Genomic DNA, 11842 nt, shown 5'->3' on the forward strand with positions numbered 1-11842 from the left:
GGGTTATCCGGACTCTTTCCCCGAATTTTCCGTGCGGATCTCCTCTCGTTGCCGTAACGTGATCCGGCTCTCGTAGCTTCCTACCGTCTACGCGAGTAGAAGATTTGGGCAGGTACGCTGAACGGACCTGCTCAGCACCACACACCGGGAGTGCCAGTGGCACGCGTCGTAGTCGACGTCATGCTCAAGCCGGAGATCCTCGACCCCCAGGGCCAGGCGGTGCAGCGTGCGCTGCCGCGCCTCGGTTTCGACGGCATCTCCGACGTTCGCCAGGGAAAGCGATTCGAGCTCGAAGTGGACGGGCCGGTGGATGACGCCGCCCTCGCCCGTATCCACGAGCTCGCGGAAAGCTTCCTCGCCAACACGGTGATCGAGAACTTCACCGTGAAGGTGGAAGAGACCGCGCCGTCCGCGGCGGGGGCCGAAAAGTGACCGCTCGTATTGGCGTCGTCACCTTTCCGGGTTCCCTCGACGACCGGGACACCCAGCGCGCGATCCGCCTTGCCGGTGCCGAGCCGGTTGCCCTCTGGCACAAGGACAAGGACCTGAAGCAGGTCGACGCGGTCGTCCTGCCGGGCGGCTTCAGTTACGGCGATTACCTGCGCGCGGGCGCCATCTCGCGTTTCTCGCCGGTCATGGAGACGCTGATCGACCAGGCGAAGGCGGGCCTCCCGGTCCTCGGTATCTGCAACGGGTTCCAGGTCCTCACCGAGGCCCACCTGCTCCCCGGCGGCATGCTCGGCAACGACCACCTGCACTTCATCTGCCGCGACCAGAAGTTGCGCGTGGAGAGCGCGGACACCGCCTGGACCGCCGACTACGAGGCGGGCCAGGAGATCCACATCCCGCTGAAGAACATGGACGGGCGGTACGTCGCCGACGAGCGCACCCTCGACATGCTGGAGGCGGAGGGCCGGGTCGTCTTCCGGTACCTCGACATGAACCCGAACGGCTCGCTGCGCGACATCGCCGGCATCACGAACGAGGCGGGCAACGTCGTCGGTCTGATGCCGCACCCGGAGCACGCCGTGGAGCCCCTCGTGGGGAGCGGCCGCACGGACGGCCTCCCCTTCTTCACCTCGATCCTCAAGAAGCTGGTCGCCGCCTCATGAGCCTCGACACCGTCGACAACGCCGCACAGACCCCCGACGTCGAGCTCCCCTGGGCCGAACTCGGCCTGAAGAAGGACGAGTACGAGCGGGTCGTGGAGATCCTCGGCCGCCGCCCCACGGGCGCCGAGCTCGCCATGTACTCGGTCATGTGGTCCGAGCACTGCTCGTACAAGAGCTCCAAGGTCCACCTGCGCCAGTTCGGCGAGAAGGCGCCGCACTCCGACGCCATGCTCGTCGGCATCGGTGAGAACGCCGGTGTCGTGGACGTCGGCCAGGGGTACGCCGTCACCTTCAAGGTGGAGTCCCACAACCACCCCTCTTATGTAGAGCCCTATCAGGGCGCGGCCACGGGTGTGGGCGGCATCGTCCGCGACATCATCGCCATGGGCGCACGCCCCGTCGCCGTGGTCGACCCGCTGCGCTTCGGCGCCGCCGACCACCCCGACACCAAGCGCGTACTGCCCGGCGTCGTCGCCGGCATCGGCGGCTACGGCAACTGCCTGGGCCTGCCGAACATCGGCGGCGAGGTCGTCTTCGACGCCTGCTACCAAGGCAACCCGCTGGTCAACGCCGGTGCCATCGGCGTCATGCGGCACGAGGACATCCACCTCGCGAAGGCGTCGGGCCCGGGCAACAAGGTCATCATGTATGGCGCCCGCACCGGCGGCGACGGCATCGGCGGCGCCTCGATCCTGGCCTCCGAGACCTTCGACGACGCGAAGCCCTCGAAGCGCCCGGCCGTCCAGGTCGGTGACCCCTTCCAGGAGAAGCTGCTCATCGAGTGCACCCTGGAGGCGTTCGCCGAGAAGCTCGTCGTCGGCATCCAGGACCTCGGCGCCGCCGGTATCTCCTGCGCCACCAGCGAGCTGGCCTCCAACGGCTCGGGCGGCATGCGCGTCGAGCTGGACGACGTACCGTTGCGCGACTTCACGCTCTCGCCCGAGGAGATCCTCATGAGCGAGTCGCAGGAGCGCATGTGCGCCGTGGTCGAGCCCTCGAAGGTCGACCGCTTCCTGGAGATCTGCGAGAAGTGGGACGTCATCGCCACCGTCATCGGCGAGGTGACCGACGGCGACCGCCTGGAGATCTTCTGGCACGGCGAGAAGATCGTCGACGTCGACCCGCGCACGGTCGCGCACGACGGCCCGGTCTACGAGCGCCCCTACGCGCGCCCCGAGTGGCAGGACGCGCTCCAGGCGGACGACGCGAACAAGCTGCCCAGGCCCTCGACAGGTGATGAGCTGAAGGCGCAGGTCCTGGCCCTCGTCTCCTCTCCCAACCAGGCGTCCAAGAAGTGGATCACCTCGCAGTACGACCACTTCGTGCAGGGCAACACCGTGCTGGCGCAGCCCGAGGACGCGGGCATGATCCGCATCGACGAGGAGTCCGGACTCGGCGTCGCCATCGCGACGGACGGCAACGGCCGGTTCGCGAAGCTCGACCCGTACACGGGCGCGCAGCTCGCGCTGGCGGAGGCGTACCGCAACGTCGCCACCACCGGCGCCAAGCCGCTCGCCGTCTCCGACTGCCTGAACTTCGGCTCGCCCGAGGACCCGGCCGTCATGTGGCAGTTCGCGGAGGCCGTCCGCGGTCTCGCCGACGGCTGTCTGCAGCTCGGCACCCCGGTCACCGGCGGCAACGTCTCGCTCTACAACCAGACGGGCGAGGCCGCCATCCACCCGACGCCGGTCGTCGCGGTCCTGGGGGTCATCGACGACGTGGCGCGGCGCACGCCGGTCGCGTTCCGGGAAGAGGGCCAGCTCCTCTACCTGCTGGGCGACACCCGCGAGGAGTTCGGCGGTTCGGCCTGGTCGCAGGTGGTGCACGACCACCTCGGCGGGCTGCCGCCCGTGGTCGACCTGGAGCGCGAGCGGCTGCTCGGGGACATCCTCATCTCGGCCTCCCGCGACGGCATGATCGACGCCGCGCACGACCTGTCCGACGGCGGCCTGGTCCAGGCCGTGGTCGAGTCGGCGCTGCTCGGCGGCAAGGGCGCGCGGCTGGTCGTCCCGGACGGCCTCGACGCGTTCACGTTCCTGTTCTCCGAGTCGGCGGGCCGTGCGGTCGTCGCCGTGCCGCGCAGCGAGGAGCTGCGGTTCAACGACATGTGCGGGGCGCGGGGTCTGCCCGTCACCCGGATCGGTGTCGTGGACGGTTCGGGGGCGGACGCGGCGGTCGAGGTGCAGGGCGAGTTCACGCTGCCGCTCGCCGAGCTGCGTGAGGCGCACGAGAACACGATGCCGGCGCTGCTGGCCTGAGCCATCCGGTTCGCTGTCCGGCGAAGCCCCCTGCCCGTGACGGGTGGGGGGCTTCGCCGTGTCCGTGCGCGTCGTGGGTGGGGGCTTCCTCGTGGCCGGGTGCTCAAGAGCGTTCGGGTCACTCGAACGAGGGGTTGTCTGGTTCTACGTAATTACGTAATCTCGATGCATGACGGAACTTGAGCGGCGGGTCGCCGAGCTGGAGCGGCGCCTCGATGTCCTGGAGAGCGGCCCGGCGGCGCCGACGGTCGCCCCGGGCACGTTCTGGGCGCTCGAAGGGCTGAAGGAGCAGCTTGCCGACGTCACGAGCGGCGGCATCCTGTTCACCGGCGCGGTCCGCCTGCCCGGCGGGGCGAAAGGCGGAGGGGCGGAAAGCGGCGGAAGAGCGGAGGGCGACAGCGGGGCGGAGGGCGGCAAGGAGTACGAGTGGCAGTACGCCGCCGTCACCGACGAGCTGCTCGCGTCCGACTGGACCGACGTGGCCGAGGCGTTCGCCGCGCTCGGACACGCCTTGCGGCTCCGCCTGCTCCGCGAAGTCCTCGGCGGCCGTACCTCCGCCACCGAGCTGGCCGAGCTCGACGACGTGGGGACCAGCGGCCAGATCTACCACCACCTGCGCCAGCTGACCGCGGCCGGCTGGCTGCGCTCCGCGGGCCGGGGGCGTTACGAGGTGCCCGCGGCGAGAGTGGTGCCGCTCCTGGTGGCGCTGACGGCGGCCAGACCGGCCTGAACGGCCCGATCCGGGTGGCGGGCTTGGCGGGCCTGGCGGGGCTGACGGGTGCGCTGGGTCCGCCGGGTCCGCCGGGTCCGCCGGGTTCACGTGGCCCACCCGGCCCGCCGGGTCCACCGAGCAGAGATGAACAGGACGAACGGGACGAACTGGGGGAGTCATGACCGTACGCAAGGCCGCGATGGCGTTGTGCCGCCTGCTTCAACTGGCCTTCATCGCCATGATCATCGGGGAGCTCTTCGACGGCTGGCCGCTGCCCTGGGCCTGGGCCTTCGTGCCGGGAGGGCTCTCCTTCGTGATGGCCATCGCCCTGAGCCGGACCAGGCCCCGCCCGAAGGACGCCGGTCGGGGGCCGGTCGAGGTGGCCCCGCCGGTGCGCGGGCGCTGGTCCGCGCTGAACAGCCCGGCCGACAAGGTGCCGAGCCACGGCACGCACGCCTACGGCCAGACGTACGCGATCGACATCGTGGCGGAGGGCGCCGGTGACGCGGCCGGGATCGACGCGGGCGGCCGGCGGGCACGGCCCGGGTTCGCCGCCGTGTGGCCGATGGCCCGGCGACCCCGCGCCTTCCCGGCGTTCGGCGAGCCGTTGTACGCCGTCGCCGACGCCACCGTCGTCCATGCCTCTGACTGGCGCCGCGACCATCTGAGCCGCAACTCCTGGCCCGGGCTGGCCTACTTGATGTTCGTGGAGAGTGCGATACGGGAGGCGTGCGGCGCCGGGTGGATCATCGGCAACCACGTCGTGCTCGACCTGGGGGACGGGGTGTACGCGATGTACGCGCATCTGCGCCACGGCTCCCTCGCGGTGCGCCCCGGCGACCGGGTACGGGCAGGTCAGGTGCTGGCCCACTGCGGCAACTCCGGCAACTCGTCGGAGCCGCACGTCCACTTCCAACTGATGGACGGCCCCGACGTGGACTCGGCGGCAGGCATCCCGTTCCGATGGAGCGGGGTGGGGCTCCCGACGGCAAGGGACATCTTCACGGTGGACCGAGCACTGGCGGACCGGACCTGAGCGGGGAGGGGGAGGGCGTGAGCCGACCGAGGTGAGCCGACCGGTGGTGACCGGACCGAGGGTGAGCCGACCGGACCTGAGCCGACCGGACCTGAGCCGACCCGACCTGAGCGGGGCGGCCGTGGGCCGACCGGACGTGAGCGGACCGGACCTGAGCGGACCGGACCTGAGCGGGGCGGACGTGGGCCGACCGGACCTGAGCCGATCGGCCGTGAGCAGGCCGGGCGTAGGGTCGCCGGCATGACACCTTCGCCGCATTCGCCGACCGGTGGCGGCGCGGGCGCCTCGGTAAAGAGGCGCACGCGTTCCTATGCCTCGGCCAAGATCCGCAGCGCCCTCCTGGCCCAGTTCGGGAACGTACGGAAGGCGGCCGAGGGGCTTACGCCCGAGCAGCTCGCGGGGCCGACGCGGCTCGGCGACTGGACCGTGCGGGAGCTGCTGGCGCACCTGTCGATGGCGTTGGGCGCGGGCGACCGGCTCCTCGCGTTGCCGGAACCGGCGAAGGCCGAGGTCGCCGCGTTGGACTGGCCGTTCGCCACAGCCGCCGATGCCGCCGGCATCGCCGACCGCAACCGCTCCATCGCGCGCGACGCCCCCGACATCCCGGCGCTGCTGGCCCGCACCGAGGAACGTTTCGCGGCGAACCTGGACGCCACCGCCGACACCCGGGTGCTCCCGGTGCCGGCGGGCGCCATGTCCTTCGCCGACTACCTGGTCACCCGTACCGTCGAACTCGTCGTCCACACCGACGACCTGAACGACGCGGTGCCCGGCCTCGACGTCCCGTTCGACCGGCAGGCGCTCGCCGCGTGCACCCGGCTGCTCGCCGACGCGCTCGCCGTGAAGGCGCCGGGCGCCTCGACCGAGGTGCGGATTCCGCCGTTCGCCGTCGTGCAGTGCGTCGAGGGCCCCCGGCACACCCGGGGCACCCCGCCGAACGTCGTGGAGACGGACCCGCTCACCTGGATCCGCCTGGCCACGGGACGTGCGCGGTGGTCGGTCGCGATCGACGACGCGCTCGTCAGCGCAAGCGGGGAACGAGCCGATCTGACAGCGGTCCTGCCGATCATGGCGTGAAGCGTCCGACGGAACGGAACCGATCCGGGGGGCAGCCCCGTCCCATCGGCATGTTCACGCAACGCAGCACCACACGCGCCCTGTTCGCCGCCGCTCTGCCCCTGGTCGCGCTCACCACCGTCGCCTGCGGGAACGAGAAGGCACCCGGCACGGCGAAGGCACCCGCCACGGCGAAAGCACCCGGCACGGTGAGGGTCGGCGGCGCCCCGGCCGCCGGCGTCACCTGGCACGTGGAGAGCGTGACGGTGAACGGGACGAGGACGAAGGCGCCGGACGGCGCGCACCTGCGATTCGTCTCGGACGAGCGGGTGCGCGGCAACTACGGCTGCAACGACTTCGACGCGCAGGCCCGGGTCGACGACGACAGCGTCGACCTGGGCAAGTCGACGACGACCCTCATGGGCTGCACCGACAAGAAGCAGCGCGCGTTCGAGAAGACCCTCTCCCGGGCCCTCGCCGACAAGAACACCGTCAAGGCCCAGGGCGACGACCGCCTCACGCTGACCCGCGCCAACGGCGACACGATCACCCTGGCCAAACAGGCCACACAGGCCGGGCGGCGCGACGCGCAGCTGGCAGGCACGCGGTGGACGGCCGACACCCTGCACTCCGGCGAGACGGCCCGTTCCCTGCCGAAGGCCGCGAAGGACCGGGCCCGGCTCGCCTTCGACAAGGACGGCCACGTCAGCGCCCGCCTCGGCTGCAACAGCGGCCGCGCCAAGGCCACCGTCGAGGACGACCGCATCACCTTCGGCCCGCTGAGCAGCACGAGGATGGGCTGCGTCGGTGAGGCCGCGGACCTGGAGAAGGCGATGACCAAGGTTCTCGACGGCGAGGCGAGTTACCGGATCCGGGGCGACGCCCTCACCCTGACCGCGGCCGACGGCACCGGTGTCGGGTTCACCGCGGCGAAGTGACCCACCGGCCCCGCGCACGGATCAGGCCGGGTACGCGAGCAGCTCCTTGTCCTTCTTCTCCCACACGGCCTTCAGCTCGGCGAGCAGTTTCGGCTGCTCGGCGGCCCGGTCGGCCTGTTCACGCCGGTCGGCGGAGAGGTTGAACAGCTGGTCCGTGCCGCCCTTGCCGCGGTAGTACTTCCAGTCGCCGCGCCGCACGGCCCGCTCCCCACGCACCCGCCAGAACAGGTCACGCTCGGCTATGTCCTCACCGCGCAGCAGATACCCGGCGAGGCTGACGCCGTCGAGCGGGTACGCCCTGTCGGGCCGCGCCCCGCCGAGTTCGAGGAGGGTGGCCGTCCAGTCGGGCGTGAAGACGGGCTCGTGGCTGACCTGCCCGCCGTCGAGCCGCGCGGGCCAGCGCACGATGGTCGGGACCCGGATGCCGCCCTCCTGGAGGGAGGACTTGTTGCCGGAGAGCGGCCAGTTGTAGGAGAAGCGCTCCCCGCCGTTGTCCGAGGCGAAGAAGACGAGGGTGTCCTTCTCCTGGCTCGACTCCTTCAGCGCCTTCAGCACCTGCCCGACCGACCGGTCCAGGTCCTGGACCATCTGCGTGTACTTCTCCACGGAGCCGCCGTCGTTGTGGAACAGCGCCCGCCCGTCCCCGGCCTTGATCTTCCGTACGACCTCGGCGCTCTCCTCCTCGTCCCCGTCGGCGATCCACGGCCAGTGGGGGGTGGTGAAGTTCAGGTTGAGCAGCCACGGCCGGCTGCCGTGGTCGCGCCGCACGTACTCGCTCGCCCGCTCGGTCAGGATCCGCGTGTAGTACCGCAGGTCCTTGTATTCGGCGTCGCCCTCCTTCACGTCCCCCTCGTACAGGTCGTACTCGCCGCCGAGCCCGAGCTTCGAGTAGTACTCCAGGGCCCCGCCGAAGTTCCCGAAGAACTCGTCCCAGCCGGACTTGGTCGGCGAGTAGTCCGGCAGATAGCCGCAGTGCCACTTGCCGATCAGCGCGGTCGCGTACCCGGCGCCGCGCAGCAGCGAGGCGAGGGTGGGGTGGTTCGGGTCGAGACCGACGGACCGGTCGGCGATCGGCTCGGCGAGCCCGCCCTTCGTACGCCCCGGGTACCGGCCCGTGTAGAGGCTGAACCGGGTCGGCGAGCAGGTCGCGGAGCCGCTGTACGCGTCGGTGAACCGGACCCCCTGCCGGGCCAGCTTGTCCAGGTTCGGGGTCTTGATGTGCGGGGCGCCGTACGAGGAGAGGTCGGCCCAGCCCAGGTCGTCACCGAGGATGAACAGGATGTTGGGCCGCTTGGCGGGCCGGTGGGCGGCGGCGCGGAACGGGCGTTCCGCCGGGGCGCCCGAGGGCACGCCGGAAGACGCGGCTTCGGCGGGAGCGGCCGCCGCAGCGAGCGCGGCGACGGTCGCCGAGGCGCCGATCACCCCGCCGAAGGCGCGCCGGGACAGGTTCGAGTCGTGCGAGGGCATGGGAGGACTCCGGGGAGCTGGAAGGAGGAGAGGCGTCACGCTCCTCCGGCGCGAAGGAGCGGAACGTGTGTGGCAGGGGGGAGCCGGGAGACGGCTCAGGCGCTGCGACAGATCGCGCTGGCGACACGGACGAGGTCGACGTGTCGGCGCTGCACGAGGGTGACCGTGCGGTCACGGCAGGGCTGCATGGTTCCAGGACCATGCCGAGGGTGACGTACACCTGTCAACGGCCCGTCCGCACTCCGGACGTCCGACGTGCGTCCCGTCACATGTGGGCCGGTGGCTGCCGCAGGCCCCGGCGGCCCCGCTCCGCACCCCCGTGAACAGTGCCGGAGCCCAGCAACGGCAAGCCCGAAGGCCCCTCGGCCCCGCCCCGCGCTACGCGCGTCCAGTGGCTTCCTCCAACTATGGAAGCCCCCCTGTGACGTAGGAAGTGCCCGTCCCCAATTCGGACCAGTGGTCGATCTCGCCTACACTCGGTGGCGTGCCACGTGGTGACGGTCGACTCAATCATGATCTGCTCCCCGGCGAGAAGGGCCCCCAGGACGCTTGCGGCGTCTTCGGTGTCTGGGCTCCGGGTGAAGAGGTCGCCAAGCTCACTTACTTCGGGCTCTACGCCCTCCAGCATCGAGGCCAGGAATCCGCGGGAATCGCGGTGAGCAACGGTTCCCAGATCCTCGTCTTCAAGGACATGGGCCTCGTGTCCCAGGTCTTCGACGAAACTTCCCTGGGCTCCCTCCAAGGTCATATCGCGGTCGGTCACGCCCGCTACTCGACCACGGGAGCCTCCGTCTGGGAGAACGCCCAGCCGACGTTCCGCGCCACCGCGCACGGTTCGATCGCGCTCGGTCACAACGGCAACCTGGTCAACACGGCACAGCTCGCCGAGATGGTCGCCGCTCTCCCCAAGGAGAACGGGCGGGCGACGCAGGTCGCCGCCACCAACGACACCGACCTGGTCACCGCCCTGCTCGCGGGCCAGGTCGACGAAGACGGCAAGCCGCTGACCATCGAAGAGGCGGCGCCCAAGGTGCTGCCCCAGGTCCAGGGCGCCTTCTCGCTCGTCTTCATGAACGAGAACACCCTGTACGCGGCTCGTGACCCGCAGGGCATCCGCCCGCTGGTCCTGGGCCGCCTCGAGCGGGGCTGGGTCGTCGCCTCGGAGTCCGCCGCGCTCGACATCTGCGGCGCCTCCTACGTACGCGAGATCGAGGCCGGCGAGTTCGTCGCGATCGACGAGAACGGCCTGCGAACGTCCCGCTTCGCCGAAGCAAAGCCCAAGGGCTGTGTCTTCGAGTACGTCTATCTGGCCCGCCCCGACACCGACATCGCGGGCCGGAACGTGTACCTCTCCCGTGTGGAGATGGGCCGCCGCCTGGCGAAGGAGGCCCCTGCCGAGGCCGATCTCGTCATAGCGACCCCGGAGTCCGGGACGCCGGCCGCGATCGGCTACGCCGAGGCCAGCGGGATCCCCTTCGGCGCGGGTCTGGTGAAGAACGCCTATGTGGGCCGCACCTTCATCCAGCCCTCCCAGACGATCCGCCAGCTCGGCATCCGTCTGAAGCTGAACCCCCTCAAGGAAGTGATCAAGGGCAAGAAGCTCGTGGTCGTCGACGACTCGATCGTCCGCGGCAACACGCAGCGCGCCCTGGTCCGCATGCTCCGCGAGGCGGGCGCGGCGGAGGTCCACATCCGGATCTCGTCCCCGCCCGTGAAGTGGCCGTGCTTCTTCGGCATCGACTTCGCGACCCGCGCGGAGCTGATCGCCAACGGCATGACGGTCGAGGAGATCGGCACCTCGCTGGGGGCCGACTCGCTCTCGTACATCTCCATCGACGGCATGATCGAGGCGACCACCATCGCCAAGCCGAACCTCTGCCGCGCCTGCTTCGACGGCGAGTACCCGATGGACCTGCCCGACCCCGAGCTGCTGGGCAAGCAGCTCCTGGAGACGGAACTGGCAGCGGGCCCGGCGGCCACGGCCGCGAACGACGCGATCCGTCGTCCGTAATCTCCGCAGCATCGACACGAAAGCTCTCCACACCCATGTCTACTGAGTCTTTTGAGCCTGCTCCGCACGCGGCCACCGGTGCCAGCTATGCCTCCGCAGGCGTGGACATCGAAGCGGGCGACCACGCCGTCGAGCTGATGAAGGAGTGGGTGAAGAAGACGCGGCGCCCCGAGGTTCTCGGCGGTCTCGGCGGCTTCGCCGGCCTCTTCGACGCCTCCGCCCTCAAGAAGTACGAGCGGCCTCTCCTGGCCTCCGCCACGGACGGTGTCGGCACGAAGGTCGACATCGCCCGGCGCCTCGGCGTCTACGACACCATCGGCCACGACCTCGTCGCGATGGTCATGGACGACATCGTCGTGTGCGGTGCAGAGCCGCTCTTCATGACCGACTACATCTGCGTCGGCAAGGTCCACCCCGAGCGTGTCGCCGCCATCGTGAAGGGCATCGCCGAGGGTTGTGTCCTCGCGGGCTGCGCCCTGGTCGGCGGCGAGACGGCGGAGCACCCCGGCCTGCTCGGCCCGGACGACTTCGATGTCGCGGGGGCCGGCACGGGCGTCGTGGAGTACGACAACCTGCTGGGCCCTGACCGCATCCGTACGGGTGACGCGGTGATCGCCATGGCGTCCTCCGGACTTCACTCGAACGGGTACTCACTCGTCCGCCACGTCCTCCTCGACCGCGCCGGGATGGAGCTCGGCCAGCAGGTCGACGAGCTCGGCCGGACCCTGGGCGAGGAGCTCCTGGAGCCGACGAAGATCTACTCCCTGGACTGTCTCTCCCTCACCAGCACCACGCAGGTCCACGCCTACAGCCACATCACCGGCGGCGGCCTCGCGGCGAACCTGGCCCGGGTCGTCCCGGACGGCCTGCACGCCACCGTGGACCGCTCCACGTGGGCCCCGGGCGCGATCTTCGACCTCGTCGGCAAGGCCGGTCAGGTGGAGCGCCTGGAGCTGGAGAAGACGCTGAACATGGGCGTCGGCATGATGGCGATCGTCCCGCAGGACTCCGTCGAGGTCGCCCTCGCGACCCTCGCCGACCGTGGCGTGGACTCCTGGGTGGCCGGCGAGATCATCGACCGCGGCGAGCACACCACGGGCGCCGAGCTCGTGGGCGACTACGCGAAGTAGACCCCAGCGACGAGTGCGGTCCGGCCAGAAAACAAAGGGCCAAAAAAAAAAACAAACAAACCAAACCACCACCCCCGCCACGTGACACCCCCACCCGAATAGGATGAAACAGAAAGCGAAAC

The 11842-nt window shown here is 70.4% G+C and carries 11 protein-coding genes; 9 read left to right on the plus strand and 2 right to left on the minus strand.

Annotated features, from left to right (window positions below; translation table 11 throughout):
- The first annotated feature begins 156 nt into the window (after nucleotides 1-156).
- From purS to ACZ45E_RS10935, 7 genes are all read left to right on the plus strand, one after another.
- Nucleotides 157-432, plus strand: a complete 276-nt coding sequence (purS, locus tag ACZ45E_RS10905; protein WP_468219238.1) for a phosphoribosylformylglycinamidine synthase subunit PurS — start codon at nucleotides 157-159, stop codon at nucleotides 430-432.
- Nucleotides 429-1112: a phosphoribosylformylglycinamidine synthase subunit PurQ gene (gene purQ, locus ACZ45E_RS10910; protein ID WP_468219073.1), complete on the plus strand. Its 684-nt coding sequence runs from the start codon at nucleotides 429-431 to the stop codon at nucleotides 1110-1112. Before purS ends, purQ begins: the two co-directional genes overlap by 4 nt.
- Entirely contained in the window at nucleotides 1109-3370 is a 2262-nt protein-coding gene (purL, locus tag ACZ45E_RS10915; protein WP_468219075.1) for a phosphoribosylformylglycinamidine synthase subunit PurL, read from the plus strand. The genes purQ and purL overlap by 4 nt, the downstream gene beginning before the upstream one ends.
- A gap of 169 nt (nucleotides 3371-3539) precedes the next feature.
- Complete coding sequence (locus tag ACZ45E_RS10920; RefSeq protein ID WP_468219077.1) at nucleotides 3540-4100, plus strand: ArsR family transcriptional regulator; 561 nt, start codon at nucleotides 3540-3542, stop codon at nucleotides 4098-4100.
- Nucleotides 4101-4260: 160 nt separating this feature from the next.
- A complete protein-coding gene (locus ACZ45E_RS10925) occupies nucleotides 4261-5118 on the plus strand; it encodes a M23 family metallopeptidase (protein WP_468219079.1) in 858 nt (285 codons plus the stop codon).
- A 240-nt stretch (nucleotides 5119-5358) separates the two neighbouring features.
- Nucleotides 5359-6195 (plus strand): maleylpyruvate isomerase family mycothiol-dependent enzyme, encoded by an 837-nt coding sequence (locus tag ACZ45E_RS10930; RefSeq protein ID WP_468219081.1) that lies wholly within the window; start codon nucleotides 5359-5361, stop codon nucleotides 6193-6195.
- Between the two features lie 50 nt (nucleotides 6196-6245).
- Nucleotides 6246-7112, plus strand: a complete 867-nt coding sequence (locus ACZ45E_RS10935) for an META domain-containing protein (protein ID WP_468219083.1) — start codon at nucleotides 6246-6248, stop codon at nucleotides 7110-7112.
- Nucleotides 7113-7133: 21 nt separating this feature from the next.
- On the opposite strand, the gene ACZ45E_RS10940 is transcribed toward ACZ45E_RS10935, so the two are convergent.
- A complete protein-coding gene (locus tag ACZ45E_RS10940; RefSeq protein ID WP_468219084.1) occupies nucleotides 7134-8579 on the minus strand; it encodes a sulfatase family protein in 1446 nt (481 codons plus the stop codon).
- A 95-nt stretch (nucleotides 8580-8674) separates the two neighbouring features.
- Nucleotides 8675-8767, minus strand: coding sequence for a putative leader peptide (locus ACZ45E_RS10945; RefSeq protein ID WP_468219085.1), 93 nt, complete (start codon nucleotides 8765-8767; stop codon nucleotides 8675-8677).
- A gap of 296 nt (nucleotides 8768-9063) precedes the next feature.
- On the opposite strand from ACZ45E_RS10945, the gene purF reads away from it, so the two are divergent.
- Nucleotides 9064-10590: an amidophosphoribosyltransferase gene (gene purF, locus ACZ45E_RS10950; protein WP_468219088.1), complete on the plus strand. Its 1527-nt coding sequence runs from the start codon at nucleotides 9064-9066 to the stop codon at nucleotides 10588-10590.
- Nucleotides 10591-10625: 35 nt separating this feature from the next.
- Complete coding sequence (gene purM, locus ACZ45E_RS10955) at nucleotides 10626-11720, plus strand: phosphoribosylformylglycinamidine cyclo-ligase (protein ID WP_468219089.1); 1095 nt, start codon at nucleotides 10626-10628, stop codon at nucleotides 11718-11720.
- Nucleotides 11721-11842 lie beyond the last annotated feature (122 nt).

Source organism: Streptomyces sp. NPDC030991 (genome assembly GCF_055571235.1).

Excerpts from the sequence above, each read along its gene's own strand:
- ACZ45E_RS10940 (WP_468219084.1), bottom strand. The coding sequence starts at position 8,579 with ATGCCCTCGCACGACTCGAACCTGTCCCGGCGCGCCTTCGGCGGGGTG.
- purM (WP_468219089.1), top strand. The coding sequence starts at position 10,626 with ATGTCTACTGAGTCTTTTGAGCCTGCTCCGCACGCGGCCACCGGTGCC.
- purL (WP_468219075.1), top strand. The coding sequence starts at position 1,109 with ATGAGCCTCGACACCGTCGACAACGCCGCACAGACCCCCGACGTCGAG.
- ACZ45E_RS10935 (WP_468219083.1), top strand. The coding sequence starts at position 6,246 with ATGTTCACGCAACGCAGCACCACACGCGCCCTGTTCGCCGCCGCTCTG.
- ACZ45E_RS10925 (WP_468219079.1), top strand. The coding sequence starts at position 4,261 with ATGACCGTACGCAAGGCCGCGATGGCGTTGTGCCGCCTGCTTCAACTG.
- ACZ45E_RS10945 (WP_468219085.1), bottom strand. The coding sequence starts at position 8,767 with ATGCAGCCCTGCCGTGACCGCACGGTCACCCTCGTGCAGCGCCGACAC.
- ACZ45E_RS10930 (WP_468219081.1), top strand. The coding sequence starts at position 5,359 with ATGACACCTTCGCCGCATTCGCCGACCGGTGGCGGCGCGGGCGCCTCG.
- ACZ45E_RS10920 (WP_468219077.1), top strand. The coding sequence starts at position 3,540 with ATGACGGAACTTGAGCGGCGGGTCGCCGAGCTGGAGCGGCGCCTCGAT.